We start from the raw sequence: 21,818 nt of genomic DNA on the forward strand, positions 1-21,818 counted from the left end.
CAGCTGACCGCACCAGGAAGGACCTTCACCAGCAATGACCGACGAGAACACTCCCGTCACCCCGGAAGAGGGCGGCGAACTCGTGATGCGTGTCGAGCCCGTCGGGCTCGAGACGGAGATGCAGCGCTCGTACCTCGACTACGCGATGTCCGTCATCGTCTCGCGTGCGCTGCCGGACGTCCGGGACGGCCTCAAGCCCGTCCACCGCCGTGTGCTGTACGCCATGTACGACGGTGGCTACCGCCCCGAACGCGGCTTCTACAAGTGCGCCCGTGTCGTCGGCGACGTCATGGGCAACTACCACCCGCACGGCGACTCCTCGATCTACGACGCGCTGGTCCGCCTCGCGCAGCCGTGGTCGATGCGGATGCCGCTGGTGGACTCCAACGGCAACTTCGGCTCCCCGGGCAACGACCCGGCGGCGGCCATGCGCTACACCGAGTGCAAGATGGCGCCGCTGTCGATGGAGATGGTCCGCGACATCGACGAGGAGACCGTCGACTTCACGGACAACTACGACGGCCGCTCCCAGGAGCCGACCGTCCTGCCGGCCCGCTTCCCGAACCTGCTGATCAACGGCTCGGCCGGTATCGCGGTCGGCATGGCGACCAACATCCCGCCGCACAACCTGCGTGAGGTCGCGGCCGGTGCCCAGTGGTATCTGGAGAACCCAGAGGTCTCGCACGAGGAGCTGCTGGACGCGCTCATGGAGCGCATCAAGGGTCCCGACTTCCCGACCGGCGCGCTCGTCGTCGGCCGCAAGGGCATCGAGGAGGCGTACCGCACCGGCCGCGGCTCCATCACCATGCGCGCGGTCGTCGAGGTCGAGGAGATCCAGAACCGCCAGTGCCTGGTGGTCACGGAGCTGCCGTACCAGGTCAACCCGGACAACCTCGCACAGAAGATCGCCGACCTGGTGAAGGACGGCAAGATCGGCGGCATCGCGGACGTCCGCGACGAGACGTCCTCACGCACCGGTCAGCGCCTGGTCATCGTGCTGAAGCGCGACGCGGTCGCCAAGGTCGTCCTGAACAACCTGTACAAGCACACGGACCTGCAGACCAACTTCGGCGCCAACATGCTGGCGCTGGTCGACGGCGTCCCGCGCACCCTGTCCCTGGACGCGTTCATCCGCCACTGGGTGACGCACCAGATCGAGGTCATCGTCCGCCGTACGCGCTTCCGACTGCGCAAGGCGGAGGAGCGGGCGCACATCCTGCGCGGCCTCCTCAAGGCCCTGGACGCCATCGATGAGGTCATCGCGCTGATCCGGCGCAGTGACACCGTCGAGATCGCGCGCGGCGGCCTGATGGAGCTCCTGGAGATCGACGAGATCCAGGCCAACGCCATCCTCGAGATGCAGCTGCGCCGACTGGCCGCCCTGGAGCGCCAGAAGATCGTCCAGGAGCATGACGAACTCCAGGCGAAGATCAACGAGTACAACCAGATCCTCGCCTCCCCGGTCCGCCAGCGCGGCATCGTCAGCGAGGAGCTCGCCGCGATCGTCGAGAAGTACGGCGACGACCGCCAGACCAAGCTGATCCCCTACGACGGTGACATGTCCATCGAGGACCTCATCGCCGAAGAGGACATCGTGGTCACCGTCACCCGCGGCGGCTACGTCAAGCGCACCAAGACGGACGACTACCGGGCGCAGAAGCGCGGCGGCAAGGGCGTACGCGGCACGAAGCTCAAGGAAGACGACATCGTCGACCACTTCTTCGTCTCGACGACGCACCACTGGCTGCTGTTCTTCACCAACAAGGGCCGCGTGTACCGCGCGAAGGCCTACGAGCTTCCCGACGCAGGCCGTGACGCGCGCGGGCAGCACGTCGCGAACCTCCTCGCCTTCCAGCCGGACGAGGCGATCGCCGAGATCCTCGCCATCCGGGACTACGAGGCGGCGCCGTATCTGGTGCTCGCCACGAAGGCCGGACTTGTGAAGAAGACGCCGCTGAAGGATTACGATTCGCCCCGCTCCGGCGGTGTGATCGCGATCAATTTGCGGGAGCGGGAGGACGGTTCCGACGACGAACTGATCGGCGCCGAACTCGTCTCGGCCGACGACGATCTGCTTCTGATCAGCAAAAAGGCACAGTCGATCAGGTTCACGGCCACGGACGAATCGCTGCGCCCGATGGGCCGCGCCACCTCGGGTGTCAAGGGCATGAGCTTCCGCGAGGGAGACGAGCTGCTCTCGATGAATGTTGTTCGACCCGGTACGTTCGTGTTCACTGCCACCGACGGCGGGTACGCGAAGCGGACTCCCGTCGACGAGTACCGCGTTCAGGGTCGCGGCGGCCTCGGTATCAAGGCCGCCAAGATCGTGGAGGACCGCGGATCGCTCGTCGGAGCGCTGGTGGTCGAGGAGGCCGACGAGATCCTCGCCATCACGCTGGGCGGCGGTGTGATTCGTACGCGAGTCAGCGAGGTCAGGGAGACGGGCCGTGACACCATGGGCGTCCAACTGATCAACCTGGGCAAGCGCGATGCCGTGGTCGGCATCGCACGTAACGCCGAGGCGGGACGCGAGGCGGAGGAGGTCGACGGCGACGTGGCCGTCGACGAGACCGCCGAGGGTGCCGCCGAGACCATCGGCACGGACGAGGGTGACTCGCCCTCGGCCGAGTAGCACGAGGAGAGAGTCATCGTGAGCGGAGCCACGGGCGCCGGATCGTCCGGTACCTCGACCGGTTCTACGGCCGGTAAGGACACGGACGGCGGCGGCCGTGGCTCCGCCGCGCGTGCGACGGACACGCACACGACCCAGCTGAAAGCGATCAAGGCGCCCGCGAAGGACTCGCCCTCGCCCGAGACACCTGGATCCCAGGGGGGAACCGTGACGGACTCCCGAGGCCCGCAGGCGCAGCAGTACGCGGCCGGCCCGGGCTCGGCTGCCCCGGGCGCCCAGCCGCAGCCGACGCCCACAGGGGCCCAGCAGGCGGCCCCCGCGCCGTCGGCGTCGCCGCTGCCGGGGGAACGGCAGCCGCAGCAGCCCGCAGGGCCCTACCACCCGCCGCAGGCCTACCAGACGCCCGCTCCGGCGGGCGCGGTACGCCGACCGCGCACGGGGGCGGGGGCACGCACGACGCCGCGCACCCGCAAGGCCCGCCTGCGGGTGGCCAAGGCCGACCCCTGGTCGGTGATGAAGGTCAGCTTCCTGCTCTCCATCGCGCTGGGAATCTGCACGATCGTCGCGTCCGCGGTGCTGTGGATGGTCATGGACGCGATGGGCGTCTTCTCCACGGTCGGCGGCACGATCTCCGAGGCGACCGGCTCGAACGAGTCGAACGGCTTCGACCTGCAGTCCTTCCTGTCGCTGCCGCACGTGCTGATGTTCACGGCGATCATCGCGGTCATCGACGTCGTCCTCGCGACGGCGCTGGCGACGCTCGGCGCGTTCATCTACAACCTCTCCGCCGGCTTCGTGGGCGGCGTCGAGCTGACGCTGGCCGAGGACGAGTGACCTGCTGCTGAACCGCGGCTGACGGTCCCCCGACAACCGATTTTGGGACTGCCCCGGTCGTGCGCTAATCTTCAGGAGTCAGCGCGCGGGACACACCGCAGAGCGCGGCGGGGCTATAGCTCAGTTGGTTAGAGCGCATCCCTGATAAGGATGAGGCCACAGGTTCAAATCCTGTTAGCCCCACCAGCGAAAAGACCTCCAGTACGTACCGGCTGGGGGTCTTTTGCATGCCCGGTTGTCAGTGCCGGATGAGAGCCTGGCGGCATGATCGTCGAACGGGCATACGCGCATGCCGCCGAGAGCGAGCTGGGGGAAGGCAACCCGTGGCCGTGGTCGGTGCCGTGCGTGCGGCAGCTGCTGGAGGACGGCCTGAAGTTCACCGCGCCGGTCACGTTCCTGGTGGGGGAGAACGGCTCGGGCAAGTCGACGCTCGTCGAGGCGCTGGCGGAGGGGTTCGGGCTGGACTCCTGGGGCGGATCCGCGGGCTACCGGTACGCCAGTTGGCGCGAGCCTTCGGCACTGGGCGGGCGGATACGCTTCGAGGCGACGGCGGCCGGGCGCCGTATGCTGCGCGGGCCGCGTACGCGCCGCAGAGGCTTCTTCCTGCGGGCGGAGACCGCGCTGGACGCGCTGGGCCGGGAGCAGCAGACGGGAAGGCTGTCCGGGGCCGTGGACGAGATGAGCCACGGCGAAGGCTTTCTGATGGCCTTCCGCGAGCGGTTCCAGGAGCCTGGGCTGTACGTCCTGGACGAGCCCGAGGCCGCGCTGTCCTTCGCTTCCTGTCTTCAACTCGTCGGGCTGCTGCACGAACTGGGGCGTTCCGGCGCGCAGATCATCTGCGCCACGCACTCACCTGTGCTGACGGCGCTGCCCGGCGCCGAGATCATCGAGGTGGGCGACCACGGAATGCGCCCCGTGGACTGGGGGGATCTGGAACTCGTCGACCACTGGCGGCGTTACCTCAACGACCCGGGGGCCTATCTCCGGCACATCCTCGAAGCGGGATGAGGTTCAACCGCGGTACTGCATGACGTGACAGGTCCTGCATGAGCTGGTGCTTTGTACGCAAGCTCGCTGTGGTGCGGTTGGGGACAAGAGGCGGTGCCGTCTTGGGAAAAGGAGTGACGGCTCGGGGCGAGCCCTCGGTCAGCGCTGGTGCGGGACGAGGGGCCGGGCCGGAGCGGCGACGGAGTCGCATCCGCCGGTGGGCGAGGTCGCCGTGGCCGCTTCCGTCTCCGTGAGCGGGCGGTGACGGCAGCCGGGGGTTCTGCCGTGGGCCTCGGCGCGGATGCGCTGCTTCATCGTGGGAGGCAGTGACCTGGCGTAGGACCAGGCCCACTGGGGCATCGCCGGCACCGTCAGCTGCGCGCCGCGGTCGCTGTCGTCGCTGTCGCTCTTGCGCGCCGTCTCGGTGTGCGGTACGGCCGCGGCGGCGGGGGTCGTGACGAATCCGAGCGCCGTGAACAGCGCGAGGAAGGCGGTGACGATGGTGGTCCACAGGTTCATGACCTTGTTCCGGGCCATGGCCCCTCACTTTCGGGTTGGGCGATTTGCGTACTTTCCTCATGATGTGTATGAGGGCTGCGAAATCATGGACCGACGCCCGTGGCGCGTCGATCTTCAGATGAACACCACACGGATGGGTGCAAGAGATCTCGAAACTCCCCGAAAGTGCAGGAAGCGGGTGAAGGAGGAGAAAAGTCACCGTCTGTCGAGGTGTGATCACCGTCCGATCGGAGCGGTGCCCTCCGCTTCTACTGCGCTGCTCCGGACGGCAGTTGAGCTCCGACGGCAGGTCACCGATCGATATCGGTCGGTGTGTATAGTCGGGCGCCAGAGGTCCCCTACGTCAAGGAAAGACGAGGTCGCGCGGTGAAGAAGCTTCTCCTGGTCGCACTGGCCGCCATCGGCGGGCTCCTCGTGTACCGCCAGATCCAGGCGGATCGCGCCGAGCAGGATCTGTGGACGGAGGCGACTGACTCCGTGCCCACGGGTTCGTGAGTCACCCCATCGGATTCTGAAGCAGACCCCGGCCGCCTCGCGGTCGGGGTTTTGTGTGCTCGGGGCCTGGACTGCCCATGATCGTGGGCCTGGAGTGCCCGAGAGTGGGGGCTTGGGGCGCGCGGAGGCGCGCCGCGCAGTGTCGGGGCTTCGAGTTGCGGGAGCGGACCGGATGTCCTAGAGCCGGGCGTATCGGACGGCCGTACGGATTGCGGGGGTGACGCGCGGCCGGGCTGGGCAGGATGGGCGACGTCCATGGTCCGGCGACAACGAGGAGTGGCGCGTGATGGGGCGGCGTACGGCACGGTGGCGCCGGGAGAGGGCGCGGCGTGGTCATCCCTCGCGCTCGGCACGCGCGCGTGCGGTCCTCGTAGGGGCGGCGCTACTGCTCTGCACGACGGCTGCGCTGCCCGGCCAGTACGCCCTCGCGGCCGAAACACCCAGCCCCTACGCCTTCGCGCCCGATGCCCGTTCCGTCACGGGCGCGCCAGGCACCACGGATGCCGCGCCGCTCACGCCCGGCACGACGTACCAGAGCTCCCTGCCGAGCAGCGGAGAGATCTACTACAGCCTCCGCCTCGACGCCACGTCCGACGCGTACGTCTCCGTGACCGCTGTCCCCGCCCCCGGCAGTACCGTCTCCGCGAGCGACGGCATCAGGGTGTCCGTGAAGGACGCTGACGGCGGGCTCTGCTCCCTCGAAACGGAGAGATTCGGCGTCGTCAGCAGTGCCCGCCCGCTCGCGGTGTGGGGCAGACGCGAGATCTCTGCCGACCGGACCGGCTGCAAGAACGCGGGCACCTACTACGTGATCGTCTCGCGCGTCGGTACGACGGCTTCCGCGCCGGACGCCTGGGACCTGGAGCTCTTCGCCACTTCCGAGCCGCCCCTGGAGCACGCCGACGCGACGAGTGCTCCCGAGGCCTGGAACTCCGCCTCACCCACCCCCCTCACTGGCGACGACGTGCGCCGCGAAGGCGGCTCCGGCTTCGCCTCCGCGGCATCCGTCAGCCAGGGCGTCTGGAGCTCGGACATCAGGCCCGGCCAAACGCTCTTTTACAAGGTGCCCCTCGACTGGGGACGGCAGCTGCACGCCACCGCCGAACTGGACAGCTCGAACAGCGGCGACAACTACCTCGGCAACGCCCTGAACCTCGCCCTCTACAACCCCGCGCGCGGCCTCGTCGACGACGCGAGCGCCAACTACGACCTCAGGCAGCAGGACACCGCCGAACTCGACCCCCTCCCGCCGGTCGCGTACGAGAACCGGTACGCCATCCGCGACCAGTTCAGCGGCATGCGGTTCGCCGGGTCGTACTACCTCGTGGTGCACCTCGCTGCCGAGATGGCGGAGAAGTACGGCAACGGGCCGTTCGGGCTCACGCTGCGCGTGCGGGTGGGGGGCGGGCTGGAGGCCGGTCCCGGTTATGCGGGGGAGTCCGAGCCGCGGGGGGTCTTCGAGGTTTCGCCGGGCGATCGGGCGGCGGCTGCGGAGGGCGGCGGGGCTGGGGCCGGGGGTGGCGGTGACGCTGCGATGACCGTGCTCGCGGTGAGTGGGATCGGGGCGGGGACCGTGGTGCTGGTGGTGCTGGGGGTGTGGGCGGTGGTGGCTCGGCGGAGGGCTGGGGCCTGGTAGGGGGCAGGCGTTGGGGTGCTCGGGGGCGCGGCTCTGGCGCTCTCGGAAATGCCGGGCCGGTGCGGGGAGAGGGCCCTCCGATGCGGGGGCTTCGGGGCTTGGAGGCTCGTGGGCATTGAGCCCAGCAGGGTCCGGTTCGCCGGCTCGCTGCCTTCGGCGCCTCGGCGATCTCAGATGTGGGCCAGTGCCCAGAACCCCACGGCGTAGCAGGCCAGCGCAAGCAGCAGGAGCGGGACTGCGACTTTGGCGGGCGGGCCGGGGCGGCGGGCGAGGCCGTGGGCTGCGCGGCGGGCGGCGCGGTGGCCGCCGCGGCGGTGCGACTGCGGAATTGAGGGTGCCGAAGGTGGAACCTGCGGGCTCTGAGCGGTGTACGAAGCAGTAGAGGCATCGACGCGCTGGTGTGGCGCAGGCGTCGGGGGCTCAGCCGGGTAGTGCGGTGCGTGCGGATGAGGGGAGGACAGGACGTGCGTGGTGTCGTAGGGGGAGACGTGAGCGGCGGAGTGCTGGGCGTCCTGGTGCTCCTGGCGATGCGCCTGTGCCTGTGCCTGGGCGTGGGCCTGGCCTTGGGTCAGGGCTTGGGCTGGCTGTCTCGGGCCGTGCGCCTGGGGCTGGTGCTGGGGCGGTGCCTGTATCGGGTGCGGGTTCCCGGATCCGCCGACCGGCTGTGGCGGGGGCGTCTGAGCCTGCGGCGAGGAGCCGGTGGCCTGAGGCGGGGGCAGATGGAAGCTGCCGGTGTCCGACATGGAGAGGGGCCCGCTACTGTCGCCGGGTTGCGAGGGTCCGGACGGCCCCTGGGCGGCAGGCGGTGCCGACCCGTGCCGGGGCGTGCGCCGGGAGGGCGTGGACTGGGACCCGGTGACATCAGAAGCCGGGACAGGCCCGGCCACGCCGTGGCGCGGGTCGCTCAGTGCGGTGCCCGAGCCGTTGCCGGCAGTCCCGGAACCGGCAGTCCCGGAACCGGTGGCCCGCGGCCCAGAGCCGGTGCCGGGGGCCATCGACCCTGTATCTGTCGGTCCAGATCCGGTGTCGGTCGGTACGGGGCCTGCACCCGCCGCTACGGAGCCAGCGCCCGCCGCTACGGAGCCAGCGCCCGTCGGTCCGGAGCTGGTGCCGGTCGGTACGGACCCGGCGCCCGGCGACACCGAGCCGCTGGTGCGCGTCCCCACGGTGCCCATGTCGAAGTGCCGCGAGCCATCCCTGCCCCCTTCGACCCCCGGCGCCGCTTTGAGCGGCCCGTCCGGCGCGAACCCCGGTGGCAGCGGACCGATCTGGTCGAAGATCTCGATCAGCTCGTCGTCGGGTCCGGGCTCCGGCAGGAGCTCGACGGCCGAGGCGAGGGCCTTGCGCGCCCCCGTGGCCGTGCGGAATCGCGCATGCGGATCCGGCTGCAGCAGCGAGGCCACGACCTGCCACAGCGGTTCGGGAATTCCCTTGGGCGCACCGGGAGTTCCGTGCGCGGCGAAGTACTGGATGAGCGCCTTGGCGTCAGGCTTGGCGCCCTCCAGCAGATACAGCGCCACCAGTCCTACGGCGAACAGGTCGGCGGGGAAATCCGGTTCCGCGCCCATGAGTTGCTCGGGAGCGAGATAACCGGGCGTTCCCACCACGAGGTTGGTCTCGGTCAGGCGGGGCTCGCCGAGCCGCATGGCGATGCCGAAGTCGGACAGGCGCAGTCGCGGGCGCGCCGTGCCGGTGGCCTCGAGGAGCAGGTTGGCGGGCTTGATGTCGCGATGGACGACGCCCTCCGCGTGCACCGCGGCCAGCCCCGAAAGGAGCTGGTCGAGGAGTGTGCAGACGAAGGAGGGCGGCAAGGGGCCGTAGTCCCCGACGAGATGGACCAGCGAACCGCCGGCCACCAGGTCCATGGTGAACAGGACCTTGTCGTCGTCGGCGGCCCAGCTGGCGGGCGCGAGCACATGGGGGTGATCGATCCGGAGGGCCTGTTCGCGGACGAACCGCAGCAGCGAGTGCGCGTCGCTCTGCTGCAGCACCTTGGCGGCCACGTACCGGCGGCGACGGTGGTCCCAGGCGCGCCATACCGCGCCGACGCCGCCGCGTCCGATCGGGTCGACCAGTTCGTACCGGCCGGCGAAGACCTCACCCATGGCTGTGCGTCGCTCCTCCCCCTTCGGTTACCCCCCTTGCTTCCCCCTCGACGAGCGATACGACTCCCCTCGCCGACGTCTTCTCTCTCCCCCCACGGACTCGCGGCTGAACCGCACGACCCCCTCGTGCCGCTCAGGACGCACGCCGTCGGCCCGGCTGCCGAACCCCCTTCGGCGACCGGGCCCAAGGGGTCAGTTCTGATGAGACTGGTAGTGCGCGACCGCGTCGGAGGTGCGGCCGGCGCCGTACACCCGGAGGAACTCTGCCAGTTCCGGGTGGGTGGGGGCGAGGGTGTCCGCAGCGTCGATGATGTCTCCCGCGGCCGCCACCGAGCGCAGCAGCGACTGGATCTCGCGGACCACTCGCTTGACCGTCGGCGCCCCCGAACTGCTCGTCGTCTGTGTGGTGTTGCTGAGCACCGAGCCCCCCTGCGACTTCTTGATCTCCTCCATGCGCTCGGTGGCCTCGGCCGCACTCACGCTGCCGTCCGCGACCTGCCCCGCCAGGTCCTGCAGCAGCTGCACCCGCTGCACCACGGCGGGATTGCCGATCTTCGCCCGCTGGCCGCTCATCAGCTGCGACAGCATCGGTGCGGACAGTCCCAGTACCCCCGCGAGACGAGCCTGGTTGAGCCCAAGATCGTCGATGAGCTTACGGAAGAGCGCCCCCAGCGGCTCCCCGTACCAGTTCCGCTGCAGTTCCCGCGCTCTTGCGGTGGCTTCCTGCTGTGCGGCGTCCATTGCGTCTCCCCATCGCTTCCCCAAAAACCGCGGTTCGCTGTAGCGAACCACGCCGAGCATCTTACGGAGAGTGGTCGTTCATCGGGACCCCCAATCTTTTTGCGAGATACGGGGGGCGACCCGGTACTCTGGTCTGCGGCGCCCGCCGGATCGTGGTTCTTCCGGCTGGACGCTCCTCTTCCGGGGCCTTAGCTCAGTTGGTAGAGCGCTGTCTTTGCATGGCAGATGTCAGGGGTTCGACTCCCCTAGGCTCCACACCTCGGACCGGTCAGACGCCCCAGCGGCCTCTGGCCGGTTTCTGTATGCCGTGCGTCTCGAATGGACTCCCCATGGGTGACGTGTGTCACCTGGCGGCGGGCGGCATCGTTGCGGATGTTTGCGCAAATAGGCGAGCCGGGGGCAGTCCGGGCGGTGATCGCTCAGCCCGCCGACGCGGCGCGAGGGTGGCGTGCTGCGACACCGAAGCCTTGCTTGAGCTGGCATGAGACCAGTCTGGTAATCACAAGGACACGCACCGTTAAGAAACTCTGTGCAGGACTTGCACACCCGGGCCGTTGCAAACGTCATCGCGGGCGACGGGCGTAAACACGCGCCGTCCCCCGGCCAGGCCGCCCATGTTCCACGTGAAACATGACTGTGGGGCGGAAGACCCTCAAGTCTCCCGCCCCACAGCCCACTTCACCATGTCGGCCGTTCACCGGCCCTCACATCACAGGCCCTCGTCGCGCCGGGCTGCCTCCTCCTCGGCCTCCTTCGCCTGGACTTCGGGGTCAAGGCCGGACTGGCCGCTGCCGTCCACCGAAGTGAGACGGCCCGACTCGGGCACCTCGGTCGCCGCAGGCGGCTCGACCAGCCAATCCGGGTTGGCCTGCTTGTCCCACCACTTCCAGGCGGCGAAGGCAGCGCCCGCGAGGACACCGAACATCGCCAGCGCCTTCGCGGCACGGCCGGCCTTGGCACGCCTCTGGTGCTTGCGGGCCAGCTTCTCAATGTCCTTCGGCGAGATCTGACCGCGCAGCGCCGCCAACGCAGCGGCCCCGCGCGCAGCAGCCTCGCCCCTGACGGGCCCGGCCGCGGCCACTACCTGCTCGATCCTCGGCCGGGAGTAGTCGGCAGCCTGCCGGGCAGCCTTACGCGTACGAACGGCTGCCTCATGAGCGGCATGGTCGACCTTCGGTGGCACATGCGCACGAGCCTGCTCCAAGCGCGGCACGACATACGTGCCGTACTGCATAAGCGCCTGCGCGCGGGCCTGCTCGGTGGCCTGCGACACCTTGGGCGCAAGCCGTACGCGTGCCTCGTGCGCGTAGTGCGCGGCCCTGTCCTTGGCGGTGTCGGCGTAGGGCGCCACCACTTCCGCGGCGTGCAGCACGCTGTCCTTCGCCGAGCCGGTCGCGGCGCGCACGCTGTCAATGCGGGTCACGGGTTCCTCCTCCTCGGTGGCGTACGGTTTTCGACTTTCCACCCTTTTACGGATCATGCCTGTCAGAACGCTCCTCGGCATGTGAGGGCGGGCATATGGGTGCCGATGGACTTGATCGAGCGCAATAAAGGATTAATGCGGTTCAACGCGGGCTTGTCGTCGACAATGCCACGGTTCGCCGCTTCGCGCCCCCGCCACGGACCTTCTCGACCGGTTTTCTGCAAGCGATCACCAGGGTTGCGGGCCGATGAACGAGTGCCGGGCGACGCAAGCCACCGTCCATGCGAGGATCGGGGGGTCACGGAAAGACAACGGAAGGCAGATCGTGGCCGAGCAGCTCTACGCCACCCTGAAGACCAACCACGGCGACATCCAGGTCCGGCTCTTCCCGAACCACGCGCCGATCACGGTCAAGAACTTCGTCGAGCTCGCCACGGGCGAGCGTGAGTGGACGAACCCCGCCACCGGCGAGAAGTCCACGGCCAAGCTCTACGACGGCACGGTCTTCCACCGCGTCATCAGCGGCTTCATGATCCAGGGCGGTGACCCGCTGGGCAACGGCACCGGCGGCCCCGGCTATCAGTTCCAGGACGAGTTCCACCCGGACCTCCGCTTCGACAAGCCCTACCTGCTCGCCATGGCCAATGCCGGCCCGGGCACCAACGGCTCCCAGTTCTTCATCACCGTCTCCCCGACGACCTGGCTCAACCGCAAGCACACCATCTTCGGCGAGGTCACCGACCCCGCCAGCCAGAAGGTCGTCGACGCCATCGCCACCACTCAGACCAACCCGCGCACCGACCGTCCCCTCAACGACGTCGTCATCGAGTCGGTCGTCGTCGAGACCCGCGAAGGCTGAGTCCGACACCTCCCAGAGGGAACCAAACGCCCCGCTCGTCCGTAAGGAAGAGCGGGGCGATGTATGAGGAAGTGCATCGCGTAGACGACCTAGGGGACCTCATGGACCAGCCGGCAGGCAGCCCGCAGGACGCCCAGAGCCTGCCCGTCTGCTACCGCCACCCGGATCGCGAGACCGGCATCCGCTGCACCCGCTGCGAACGCCCGATCTGCCCCGAATGCATGGTCAACGCGTCCGTCGGATTCCAGTGCCCCGACTGCGTCCGCAACGGCTCCGGCACCGGACACGCCCCCGACGCCGCCCGGCCCCGCACGATCGCCGGCGGCACCATCACCGCAGACCCGCGCCTGCTCACCAAGATCCTTATCGGAATCAACCTCGCGGTCTTCATCGCCGTCCAGACCAGCACCTCGCTCCTGAACGACCTCGTCCTCATCGGCGCCTGGCCACCCGCCCCCTTCAACCCCACAGAAGGCGTCGCCGAGGGCCAGTGGTACCGCCTGGTGACCTCGATGTTCACCCACGAGGCCATCTGGCACATCGCCTTCAACATGCTCAGCCTGTGGTGGCTCGGCGGCCCCCTCGAAGCCGCACTCGGCCGCGCCCGCTACCTCGCGCTCTACTTCTGCTCCGGCCTCGCCGGCAGCGCCCTGACCTACCTGCTCGCCGACTCCACCACGGCCTCACTCGGCGCATCCGGCGCCATCTTCGGCCTCTTCGGCGCCACCGCCATCCTCATGCGCCGACTCCAGTACGACATGCGGCCGATCATCGCCCTGCTGGTGATCAACCTGATCTTCACCTTCGGCTGGAGCAACATCGCCTGGCAGGCCCACATCGGCGGCCTCGTCGCCGGAGTCGTCATCGGCTACGCCATGGTCCATGCCCCACGTCAGCGCCGCGTCCTCGTGCAGTACGGAACCTGCGCTCTCGTGCTGGCGGCCGTGGTGCTCATGACCCTGCTCAGGACGGCTCAGCTCACCTGACGTACCCGGTTGTCCACAGCGTGTGGCGAATCTTGTGCACGGTGTGCGGGAACAACTGTGCCCCCTGTCACTGTCCGGCGTTTCCGCAGGTCAAACAGGGGGCGAACAGAGTTTCGATGGACGGCGGGTGGCTGGTAGTTCCGTCACACCGGCGTCAACCCTGGAGGGGTTATCCACAGATCGTCGTTCTTTTTCAACACTGTGGAAAACGGCTGTGGATAACTCACCGGATACCCCTGGGCAGAGGTACGTTCACCGTGAAGTGGTCGCCGCTTCGACCGCTACTTCCACTGCGTGGAGACGCCGAATCCGGCAGCGATGAAGCCGAAGCCCACCACGATGTTCCAGTTGCCCAGTGCGTCGATGGGCAGCGAACCGTCGGTGACATAGAAGACGACGATCCATGCGAGGCCGATGATGAACATGGCCAACATCACGGGGGCGACCCAGGCGCGGCTGTTCAGCTTGATGGCGGTCGCCTGCTTCGACGGCGGCGGCGTGTAGTCGGCCTTCTTGCGGATACGTGACTTCGGCACGAGGGTCTCTCCTGTCGATGCGCTGCGTGGCCGCGCAGGGAACTGGGGCTGGCTCGGGGCAGCGTACAAGGGGACTCTGATTGCTCCCCCGGGCGTCCGTTAGCGTAGTGCTTCCGCGGCGCTGAAGGAGATAAGGGTACGTTGAGCAATTCTGCCGACTCCCCCGGGACGGGATCCAGCCCTGTCCGCGGCCGCTTCCGGCCGGTGCGGGTGCTGACCGCGGCCGTCTTCGCTCTGGCGGGGCTCATTTTCTTCACCAGTTTCAATACGGCCAAGGGCACCAATATCCGTACGGATGCCTCGCTGCTGAAGCTCTCGGACCTCATCCAGGAGCGCAGCCACGAGAACGGCAAGCTGAATGAGTCCAACGCGGCCCTGCGGGACGACGTAGAGGCGCTGGCCGAGCGGGACGACGGCAGTACGAAGGCCGAGGACGACAAGCTGGCGGCGCTGGAGCAGCGTGCCGGCACGCAGAAGGTGACGGGCGAGGCGGTCACGGTCACGCTGAACGACGCCCCGCCGGATGCCACCGCCAAGCTGCCGGGGTATCCCGAGCCGCAGCCCGACTACCTGGTCATTCATCAGCAGGATCTGCAGGCCGTGGTCAACGCGCTGTGGCAGGGCGGCGCCAAGGGCATCAAGGTCATGGACCAGCGGCTGATCTCCACCAGTGCCGTGCGCTGTGTGGGCAACACCCTGATTCTTCAGGGCCGGGTGTATTCGCCGCCGTACAAGATCACGGCGGTCGGTGATCCGGAGAAGCTACAGAAGGCGCTCGCGGCCTCGTCGGCGATCCAGAACTACATGGTGTACGTCAATGTGTACGGCCTCGGCTGGAAAGTCACCGAGGACGGGACGGTGACTCTGCCGGGCTACTCGGGCACAGTGGATCTGCAGTACGCCAAGCCCGTGGAGTGAGCCTTCTCTGGAGCTGCCGGTGCGTGTCGTCGTCAGGACCGTCAGCGAGTTGTGTATCACCGTCGGCACCGTGATCGTGCTTTTCGTCGTGTATGTGTTGGTCTGGACTGGCGTGAAGGCCGGCAGCGTCATGGACGACCAGATCGATCGGTTACAGGAGCGGTGGGCGCAGGGGGCGGTAGGGCCGACGGCGCCCGGCAGCCCCGTGAGTCCGGAGGGGAGCTCGCCGACGAGTCCGCCGAAGCCGGCTCCGTACACCGCCGACGAGCCGTTCGCGATCATGTACATCCCGCGTCTTGGTTTCACGTGGAACAAGCCGGTCCTCGAGGGCACCGCCACCAAGACCCTCAAGAAGGGTCTCGGTCACTACGCGAACACCGCGCAGCTCGGTCAGAAGGGCAACTTCTCGGTAGCCGGTCACCGGCGTACGTACGGGGATCCCTTCAAGGATTTCCCCAGGCTGCGCCCCGGTGACGCGGTGGTGCTGACGGATGGGACGACCTGGTTCACGTATCGGATCGACAAAGGCCCTTACAAAACGCTGCCCGCTGACATTGAGGTGATCGACCCTGTGCCCCGTAACTCGGGGTACACGCGTGAGGGCCGCTATCTGACCCTGACCACGTGTGATCCGGAGTGGGGTCACAGTCACCGGCTGATCGTGTGGGCCCACCTGGACTCCACACAGCCTGTGGAGGCCGGGAAACCGGAGGCGTTGCGCCGTTAGTCTGTTGGCTGTACGGCGTGAGTCTGGTGCCGTGGTGCGACGGAAGGGACGGCATGTACGGCTGGATCTGGCGGCATCTGCCGGGGAATGCGTGGGTGAAGGCGTTGATCTCACTCGTGCTGGTCGTGGCAGTGGTCTACGTCCTTTTCCAGTACGTGTTCCCGTGGGCCGAGCCGCTGCTTCCCTTCGGCGATGTGACGGTGGAGGGCGAGTGAGCGCGCGCATTCTGGTCGTGGACAACTACGACAGCTTTGTCTTCAACCTGGTCCAGTACCTGTACCAGCTGGGCGCCGAGTGCGAGGTGCTGCGCAACGACGAGGTGTCGACGGCGCACGCCCAGGACGGCTTCGACGGCGTGCTGCTGTCGCCGGGACCGGGTACGCCGGAGGAGGCGGGGGTGTGCATCGAGATGGTGCGGCACTGCGCCTCGACCGGGGTGCCTGTCTTCGGCGTTTGTCTCGGCATGCAGTCGATGCAGGTGGCGTACGGCGGTGTGGTGGACCGTGCGCCGGAGCTGCTGCACGGCAAGACGTCGCTGGTCGAGCACGAGGGCAAGGGCGTCTTCGCGGGCCTGCCGACGCCCTTCACCGCGACGCGCTACCACTCCCTCGCCGCCGAGCCGGAGACGGTGCCGGCCGAGCTGGAGGTCACGGCTCGTACGCACGACGGGATCATCATGGGCCTGCGGCACCGTGAACTTCCGGTCGAGGGTGTGCAGTTCCACCCCGAGTCGGTGCTGACCGAGCACGGTCATCTGATGCTGGCCAACTGGCTGGTGGAGTGCGGCGACCAGGGTGCGGTGGCGAGGTCGGCGGGGCTCGCCCCGGTGGTGGGCAGGGCCACGGCGTGACGGCGCTGCGCCCCGAGCGCGAGTCCGGCGCCGCGTACGGGGAGTCCTTCACGGATTCCTACAGCGACGCCGGCGACCAGGGCACCTCGTACGGGCAGCAGCCGTACGGGGCGTCCGGTGCGCTTGGGGAGTGGTACGGCGGGGAGGGCTACGTCGCTCAGGGGCAGGGTGCTGAGGCGTACGGCGCGGAGGGATACGGCGCCGAGGGGTATGCCGCTGACGGCTACGGCAGTGAGGGCTACGGGACTGGCGGCCGCGGTGTCGAGGGCTACGGGACCGACGGCCAGGCCGCCGGGGGCTACGAGGCTGACGGCCACGGTTCCGAGAGCGCTGCCGTGGCCCAAGAGCCGTACGCGGAGCCGTACATACCCCCTCCGGACGATGAGACCGTAGCCCTGCGGATACCGGATCCGCCCGCAGGCGAGGCCATATCGGCTTCTACCGCCTCCTCGGCCAGGTCGGCCACCGGAACCCCCACGGGCGGCCGTGCGGCCCGCAGAAAGGCCGCCAAGCGGCGTCACGGGCGCCATGGGGGCTCCCGGCAGGCGTCGGAGGGCACCGAGGGTGCCGAGAGTGGCTCGGAGGGTTCGCAGGCGCCCCTGTCGCGCGTGGAGGCCCGTCGGCAGGCAAGGGCGCGCAAGCCCAGCCCTGGTGTGCTGGCCAGCCGGGCGATCGGTGAGGTGTTCATCACCACCGGCGTGCTGATGCTGCTGTTCGTCAGCTACCAGCTGTGGTGGACGAACGTCCGGGCGCATGCGCAGGCGGACAAGGAGGCGAGCAGCCTCCAGGACGACTGGGCGAGCGGCAAGCGGAATCCGGGGACCTTCGAACCGGGTCAGGGCTTCGCAATTCTCCACATCCCGAAGCTGGATGTCGTGGTGCCGATCGCGGAGGGCGTCAGCAACAAGAAGGTGCTCGACCGGGGCATGGTCGGTCACTACGGCGAGGGCAAGCTGAAGACGGCGATGCCGGATGCCAAGACCGGCAACTTCGGGCTGGCGGGGCATCGCAACACGCATGGCGAACCCTTCCGGTACATCAACCGGCTCGCTCAGGGCGACGCGATCGTCGTGGAGACGCAGGACAAGTACTTCGTGTACAAGATGGCGTCGGTCCTGCCGGTGACGTCGCCGAGCAATGTGAGCGTGCTGGACCCGATTCCGCGGGACTCGGGTTTCACCAAGCCGGGCCGCTACATCACGCTCACCACATGCACGCCGGAGTTCACCAGCAAGTACCGGTTGATCGTCTGGGGCAAGATGGTCGAGGAACGGCCGCGCAGCAAGGGCAAGCCGGATGCGCTCGTCAGTTAAGGGCAGATGAAAAGTGGCAGCGACCACCGAGGGCACGGAAGAACACACGGCCCCTCCTGCGTCACGGCGCCCTCCGGCACGTCGCCGTATGGGCCGGATCGCGATGGCGGTCAGCGTTTTCGGTGAACTCCTCATCACGGCGGGCCTGGTGCTCGGCCTGTTTGTCGTCTACTCCCTGTGGTGGACGAACGTCCTCGCCGACCGGGCGGCGGACAAACAGGCCGACAAGGTCCGTGACATCTGGGCCCACCAGGAGGGCTCCGACCGTCCCGCCGAGTTCGACTCCAAGAACGGCATCGGCTTCCTCCATGTGCCCGCCATGAGCGGCGACGACATCCTGGTCGAGAAGGGCACGACGTCGAAGATCCTCAACGACGGCGTCGCCGGCTACTACACCGACCCGGTCAAGGCCACGCTGCCCACGTCCGGCAAGAAGGGCAACTTCTCCCTTGCCGCCCACCGTGACGGCCACGGCGCCGAGTTCCACAACATCCACAAGATCAAGAAGGGCGACCCGATCGTCTTCGAGACGAAGGACAAGTGGTACGTCTACAAGGTCTACGCCGTCCTGCCCGAGACCTCGAAGTACAACGTCAAGGTTCTCTCCGCGGTCCCGAAGGAGTCGGGGAAGACGAAGGCGGGCCACTACATCACGTTGACGACGTGTACGCCGGTGTATACGAGCCGGTATCGGTACGTGGTGTGGGGCGAGTTGGAGCGGGTGGAGAAGGTGGATGGGGAGCGGACGCCGCCGGAGGAGCTGCGCGGCTGACTGAGCTCCTTCGAGGAGCTCAGTCCCCTAGCATGGAGGAGGCCCGAAGCCGCAACTTGCCTTTGCGGCTTCGGGCCTTTGGGTGTGGTGCCTATCGCAGCGCTTTGAGACGCACTCCCGCGCTCCATGCCTCCAGTTCGTCGCGGTTCACGGTGATGACCCCGCTCAGATCCGCGATCACCTGAGCTTCGTGGCTGAAGTTGCAGGTGGCGACGAAGAGCGCGACATCCACCTGCCCGAGGGCTCGCGAGGCACCGGCGAACTTCTGCATGTCGGCGCTGGGGATGGATGAGCGACCGGCACCGGCCCGGTTCTTGCACTGGACGGCCACGCTGTGTCCGTCGGCCGTGCGTCCGGTGATGTCGATGCCGCGGTCGGTGCGGGCCTGTCGTACGACGACGTGCGTACAGCCGTCGCGGCGCAGCAGGTCGGCGACGTGGCGCTCGAACGCCTGCCAGGTCATGGACGCGATGGACGTCCTGACCGGGTCCCTCGGGGTGTCTCCTTCCAAGGTGCTGATCCGCCGGTGGTGCCAGCACAGTTTGCGCTCGACACTCTGGATGTCGTCACGGAGCTCGATCAGTTCGCGACGGTGTTCGCCGGCGGTGGCGATCAGAGCGTTGAACATGGGGACGACGGTCTTGCCGAGGATGTGGGTGATGCGCTGGTCGATGTCGTCTTCGAGGGAGATGGCATCAGTGGGGCGTGGGTTTTCCACAGGCTGTGTGCGGGCCAGATACTCCATGTCGAGGAGGTACACACGCACCTGACGTGCGACTTCGCTGTCGCGGAGGAGCATGGCGACGTTGAGGACGGCTCGGCGGGAGAAGAGGGCGAGCGCCTTGGAGCGTGACTGGATTCCACTGACTTCCTTGAAGGAAGTCAGTTCTTCGCCTGCCAAGACGCGGTAGCCACTGGACTCCAACTCTTCCCGGTGATCATGTACGAGCGAGGTGATGGCAGTGAGGCCTACCTCGAAGTACGCCGCCACCATCGCAGTCGTCACATGCATCCCGTCCGGCAGCAGCGACAGCGCCTTGACTCTGTCGAGCACGTCGGTTCGTTCCAGCACGCTGTCGCGCAGGCTCTTCGACTCCAGCAGTGCCGATTCGTTGATCACGTTCTGCCCTTCCGTGAGTGGCGTGGCCATATGGCCGGGGCAGAGGTCTGACTCTCCACCCCACCAGATCAACGAGTCGCGAAATATGAAGACACGATCGACCATGGAACGTGCTTCCGGTCACCTTCTGGTCACGGCAGCGGACATAACCGAGCCCCGGCGCCCTGCTCAGGGCACCGGGGCTCACTCACGTGGGTCGGGGTCAGTCCTCCGTGCGGGCCGATGTTCCTGTGACGCCGCCGAAGATCTGCCCGCCGTTGTCGCCGCCGCCGTTGTTGTTGCCGCCCTGGTCGAAGGCGACCAGGTTGACCGCAGTGCCCTTGGCGACCTGGGTGTTCGGCTGCGGGTCCTGCTGGAAGACGATGGCCTGGTCGTTCTGGGAGCCGGTGATGTTGCCCACTGTCAGGCCGACGTCCTGAAGGGCCTTCTTGGCGTCCTTGACCGTCAGCTGGGTCACGGTCGGCACCGGTACCTGCTCCTGCTCGGCGGCCTTGCCGATCCGGATCTCCACCTGCGAGTTCTTGGGGATCTGGGTACCGATCGCCGGGTTGGTGTCGATGACCTTGCCGACCTGGTTGGGGTCCTGGGTCTCCACCTCGACGCAATTGCCGACCAGCTCGTTGGCCGACATCTGGGCCTTCGCCTCGTCACAGGACTTGAGAGCGACGTCCGGAACCGTGGACTGCTCCTTCTCCTTGGCCACGGTGAGGGTGATCGTCGTGCCCTTCTCCTGTTCCGTGCCTCCCTCGGGGTCCTGGCTGATGACGACGCCCGGCGTGCGGTCGGACTCCTCGGTCTTCTGCTCGACCTCGAAGCCCTTGTCCTCGAGATCGGACTTGGCCTCCTTGTACTGCAGACCCTCCACGTCCGGCACGCTGACCTTCGGAGCACCGGTCGACACCACCACGTCGATGGTGTCGCCCTTGTTGACGTCCGCGCCTGCGGCCGGGTTCTGCTCGCAGATCGTGCCCTTCGGCTTGTCTTCACAGGGCTTGTTCGTGGGGTTGAGCGTCAGGTCGACGTTCTGCGCTTCCTGCTGGGCGTCGCTCAGCGTCTTGCTCACAAAGTTCGGGGCCTTGAAGGGCTTGTCAGCGCCGCCGCTGTTGCTGAACACCCACTTACCGATCAGCACCGCACCCACAAGCACCAGCACAGCCGCGACAACCAGCAGGATCGTCGACGTGTTGGACTTCTTCTGGCGCCGCCGGTCCACCCGGTCGTCGTAGCCGAAGCCGCCGTCGTCGGGGTTCATCGGCGGCAGCATCGACGTGGCGCCGGCGTCCGCCTGGCGCAGGGCCGTGGTCGGCTGGTCGTCCGGGTAGCCGCCGTAGCCGACGGAGCCCATGGCTGCCGTCGCTGCGACCGGCTGGCCGTCGAGGCAGGCCTCGATGTCGGCGCGCATTTCGTCGGCCGACTGGTAGCGGTAGTTCGGGTCCTTGACCAGGGCCTTCAGGACGATGGCGTCCATCTCGGGCGTGATCTCGGGGTCGAAGACCGACGGGGGCTGTGCTTCCTCCCGTACGTGCTGGTACGCGACCGCGACCGGGGAGTCGCCGACGAACGGGGGGCGGACCGTCAGGAGCTCGTACAGCAGGCAGCCGGTGGAGTACAGGTCCGACCGCGCGTCGACCTGCTCACCCTTCGCCTGCTCCGGCGACAGGTACTGCGCGGTGCCGATGACCGCGGCCGTCTGCGTCATGGTCATGCCGGAGTCGCCCATGGCGCGGGCGATGCCGAAGTCCATCACCTTGACCTGGCCGTTGCGCGTCAGCATGACGTTCGCGGGCTTGATGTCGCGGTGGACGATGCCGTTGCGGTGGGCGTACTCCAGGCCCTGGAGGATGCCGATGGTCATCTCCATGGCGCGCTCCGGCAGCAGCTTGCGGCCGGAGTGGAGCAGCTCGCGAAGCGTCGAGCCGTCTACGTACTCCATGACGATGTACGGGATCGACACATTGTCGATGTAGTCCTCGCCCGTGTCGTAGACCGCGACGATCGCGGGATGGTTGAGCGAGGCGGCCGACTGGGCCTCCCGGCGGAACCGGGCCTGGAAGGACGGGTCGCGCGCGAGGTCCGCGCGCAGCGTCTTCACTGCCACGGTGCGGCCGAGGCGGGTGTCATGCGCGAGGTAGACCTCCGCCATGCCACCACGACCGAGCACCTGGCCCAGTTCGTACCGGCCGCCGAGGCGACGCGGCTCTTCCATAAGCTACCTACCAGCCCTCTCCGTCGGTCCCGCCGTCACCCTTGTGGGTGCGTCGGTGTGCCGTCCGGGCATACCGTACCCGGCTCATCTTGTGTGACCTGGCCAAGCCCGTAACCCGATACAGGACCGGTATCGCAACGTGCACCGATGTGAAGGGGA

The 21,818-nt window shown here is 67.9% G+C and carries 20 protein-coding genes and 2 tRNA genes; 15 read left to right on the plus strand and 7 right to left on the minus strand.

What is annotated here, in order from left to right:
* Positions 1-34 precede the first annotated feature (34 nt).
* From gyrA to ACQEV2_RS21345, 4 genes are all read left to right on the plus strand, one after another.
* Positions 35-2,632: a DNA gyrase subunit A gene (gene gyrA, locus ACQEV2_RS21330; RefSeq protein ID WP_433043700.1), complete on the plus strand. Its 2,598-nt coding sequence runs from the start codon at positions 35-37 to the stop codon at positions 2,630-2,632.
* 18 nt (positions 2,633-2,650) lie between these two features.
* Complete coding sequence (locus ACQEV2_RS21335) at positions 2,651-3,466, plus strand: DUF3566 domain-containing protein (RefSeq protein WP_433043703.1); 816 nt, start codon at positions 2,651-2,653, stop codon at positions 3,464-3,466.
* A 109-nt stretch (positions 3,467-3,575) separates the two neighbouring features.
* Positions 3,576-3,652 (plus strand) — tRNA-Ile (locus ACQEV2_RS21340).
* Positions 3,653-3,730: 78 nt separating this feature from the next.
* Positions 3,731-4,474, plus strand: coding sequence for an AAA family ATPase (locus ACQEV2_RS21345; protein WP_433043706.1), 744 nt, complete (start codon positions 3,731-3,733; stop codon positions 4,472-4,474).
* Positions 4,475-4,612: 138 nt separating this feature from the next.
* On the opposite strand, the gene ACQEV2_RS21350 is transcribed toward ACQEV2_RS21345, so the two are convergent.
* Positions 4,613-4,990, minus strand: a complete 378-nt coding sequence (locus ACQEV2_RS21350) for a DUF6344 domain-containing protein (RefSeq protein WP_398812493.1) — start codon at positions 4,988-4,990, stop codon at positions 4,613-4,615.
* Between the two features lie 348 nt (positions 4,991-5,338).
* On the opposite strand from ACQEV2_RS21350, the gene ACQEV2_RS21355 reads away from it, so the two are divergent.
* Together ACQEV2_RS21355 and ACQEV2_RS21360 are read left to right on the plus strand one after the other, a co-directional pair.
* Positions 5,339-5,467, plus strand: coding sequence for a DLW-39 family protein (locus ACQEV2_RS21355; protein WP_003999697.1), 129 nt, complete (start codon positions 5,339-5,341; stop codon positions 5,465-5,467).
* Between the two features lie 286 nt (positions 5,468-5,753).
* Complete coding sequence (locus ACQEV2_RS21360; RefSeq protein WP_433043710.1) at positions 5,754-7,103, plus strand: hypothetical protein; 1,350 nt, start codon at positions 5,754-5,756, stop codon at positions 7,101-7,103.
* 170 nt (positions 7,104-7,273) lie between these two features.
* Here ACQEV2_RS21360 and ACQEV2_RS21365 read toward each other — a convergent pair whose 3' ends face one another.
* Both ACQEV2_RS21365 and ACQEV2_RS21370 read right to left on the minus strand, forming a co-directional pair.
* Positions 7,274-9,208 (minus strand): protein kinase domain-containing protein, encoded by a 1,935-nt coding sequence (locus ACQEV2_RS21365; protein WP_433043713.1) that lies wholly within the window; start codon positions 9,206-9,208, stop codon positions 7,274-7,276.
* A 192-nt stretch (positions 9,209-9,400) separates the two neighbouring features.
* Positions 9,401-9,949, minus strand: a complete 549-nt coding sequence (locus ACQEV2_RS21370) for a helix-turn-helix domain-containing protein (protein ID WP_433043716.1) — start codon at positions 9,947-9,949, stop codon at positions 9,401-9,403.
* A gap of 182 nt (positions 9,950-10,131) precedes the next feature.
* Here ACQEV2_RS21370 and ACQEV2_RS21375 point away from each other — a divergent pair.
* Positions 10,132-10,204, plus strand: a tRNA-Ala gene (locus tag ACQEV2_RS21375).
* Between the two features lie 454 nt (positions 10,205-10,658).
* On the opposite strand, the gene ACQEV2_RS21380 is transcribed toward ACQEV2_RS21375, so the two are convergent.
* A complete protein-coding gene (locus ACQEV2_RS21380) occupies positions 10,659-11,372 on the minus strand; it encodes a DUF5324 family protein (RefSeq protein ID WP_433043719.1) in 714 nt (237 codons plus the stop codon).
* Between the two features lie 325 nt (positions 11,373-11,697).
* Here ACQEV2_RS21380 and ACQEV2_RS21385 point away from each other — a divergent pair, with 325 nt between their 5' ends.
* Positions 11,698-12,231 (plus strand): peptidylprolyl isomerase, encoded by a 534-nt coding sequence (locus tag ACQEV2_RS21385; RefSeq protein ID WP_433043721.1) that lies wholly within the window; start codon positions 11,698-11,700, stop codon positions 12,229-12,231.
* 101 nt (positions 12,232-12,332) lie between these two features.
* Positions 12,333-13,217, plus strand: a complete 885-nt coding sequence (locus tag ACQEV2_RS21390; protein ID WP_433043724.1) for a rhomboid family intramembrane serine protease — start codon at positions 12,333-12,335, stop codon at positions 13,215-13,217.
* Positions 13,218-13,498: 281 nt separating this feature from the next.
* On the opposite strand, the gene crgA is transcribed toward ACQEV2_RS21390, so the two are convergent.
* Positions 13,499-13,753, minus strand: coding sequence for a cell division protein CrgA (gene crgA / locus ACQEV2_RS21395; protein ID WP_384765806.1), 255 nt, complete (start codon positions 13,751-13,753; stop codon positions 13,499-13,501).
* A gap of 141 nt (positions 13,754-13,894) precedes the next feature.
* On the opposite strand from crgA, the gene ACQEV2_RS21400 reads away from it, so the two are divergent.
* The 6 genes from ACQEV2_RS21400 to ACQEV2_RS21425 are packed head-to-tail and all read left to right on the plus strand — an operon-like array spanning position 13,895 to position 18,333.
* The gene (locus tag ACQEV2_RS21400) at positions 13,895-14,671 is read left to right on the plus strand and encodes a DUF881 domain-containing protein (protein WP_433043727.1); all 777 of its coding nucleotides are present in this window, start codon (positions 13,895-13,897) and stop codon (positions 14,669-14,671) included.
* Positions 14,672-14,690: 19 nt separating this feature from the next.
* Positions 14,691-15,398: a class E sortase gene (locus tag ACQEV2_RS21405; protein ID WP_433043730.1), complete on the plus strand. Its 708-nt coding sequence runs from the start codon at positions 14,691-14,693 to the stop codon at positions 15,396-15,398.
* A 17-nt stretch (positions 15,399-15,415) separates the two neighbouring features.
* On the plus strand, positions 15,416-15,613 hold the full coding sequence (locus ACQEV2_RS21410; RefSeq protein ID WP_433055243.1) for a hypothetical protein: 198 nt from the start codon (positions 15,416-15,418) through the stop codon (positions 15,611-15,613).
* Positions 15,610-16,248, plus strand: a complete 639-nt coding sequence (locus tag ACQEV2_RS21415; protein ID WP_433043733.1) for an aminodeoxychorismate/anthranilate synthase component II — start codon at positions 15,610-15,612, stop codon at positions 16,246-16,248. Before ACQEV2_RS21410 ends, ACQEV2_RS21415 begins: the two co-directional genes overlap by 4 nt.
* Positions 16,245-17,561 (plus strand): class E sortase, encoded by a 1,317-nt coding sequence (locus tag ACQEV2_RS21420; RefSeq protein WP_433043736.1) that lies wholly within the window; start codon positions 16,245-16,247, stop codon positions 17,559-17,561. The genes ACQEV2_RS21415 and ACQEV2_RS21420 overlap by 4 nt, the downstream gene beginning before the upstream one ends.
* A gap of 13 nt (positions 17,562-17,574) precedes the next feature.
* Positions 17,575-18,333 (plus strand): class E sortase, encoded by a 759-nt coding sequence (locus ACQEV2_RS21425; protein WP_433043739.1) that lies wholly within the window; start codon positions 17,575-17,577, stop codon positions 18,331-18,333.
* A gap of 91 nt (positions 18,334-18,424) precedes the next feature.
* On the opposite strand, the gene ACQEV2_RS21430 is transcribed toward ACQEV2_RS21425, so the two are convergent.
* Both ACQEV2_RS21430 and pknB read right to left on the minus strand, forming a co-directional pair.
* Positions 18,425-19,453: a restriction endonuclease gene (locus ACQEV2_RS21430; protein WP_433054656.1), complete on the minus strand. Its 1,029-nt coding sequence runs from the start codon at positions 19,451-19,453 to the stop codon at positions 18,425-18,427.
* Between the two features lie 202 nt (positions 19,454-19,655).
* On the minus strand, positions 19,656-21,659 hold the full coding sequence (pknB, locus tag ACQEV2_RS21435; protein ID WP_433043742.1) for a Stk1 family PASTA domain-containing Ser/Thr kinase: 2,004 nt from the start codon (positions 21,657-21,659) through the stop codon (positions 19,656-19,658).
* Between the last annotated feature and the right edge of the window lie 159 nt (positions 21,660-21,818).

The organism is Streptomyces sp. CA-251387, from assembly GCF_050936625.1.
GTDB lineage: Bacteria > Actinomycetota > Actinomycetes > Streptomycetales > Streptomycetaceae > Streptomyces.

Coding starts and splice junctions, on each gene's coding strand:
- gyrA (WP_433043700.1), top strand. CDS start 35: ATGACCGACGAGAACACTCCCGTCACCCCGGAAGAGGGCGGCGAACTC.
- ACQEV2_RS21345 (WP_433043706.1), top strand. CDS start 3,731: ATGATCGTCGAACGGGCATACGCGCATGCCGCCGAGAGCGAGCTGGGG.
- ACQEV2_RS21350 (WP_398812493.1), bottom strand. CDS start 4,990: ATGGCCCGGAACAAGGTCATGAACCTGTGGACCACCATCGTCACCGCC.
- ACQEV2_RS21360 (WP_433043710.1), top strand. CDS start 5,754: ATGGGGCGGCGTACGGCACGGTGGCGCCGGGAGAGGGCGCGGCGTGGT.
- ACQEV2_RS21365 (WP_433043713.1), bottom strand. CDS start 9,208: ATGGGTGAGGTCTTCGCCGGCCGGTACGAACTGGTCGACCCGATCGGA.
- ACQEV2_RS21370 (WP_433043716.1), bottom strand. CDS start 9,949: ATGGACGCCGCACAGCAGGAAGCCACCGCAAGAGCGCGGGAACTGCAG.
- ACQEV2_RS21390 (WP_433043724.1), top strand. CDS start 12,333: ATGGACCAGCCGGCAGGCAGCCCGCAGGACGCCCAGAGCCTGCCCGTC.
- pknB (WP_433043742.1), bottom strand. CDS start 21,659: ATGGAAGAGCCGCGTCGCCTCGGCGGCCGGTACGAACTGGGCCAGGTG.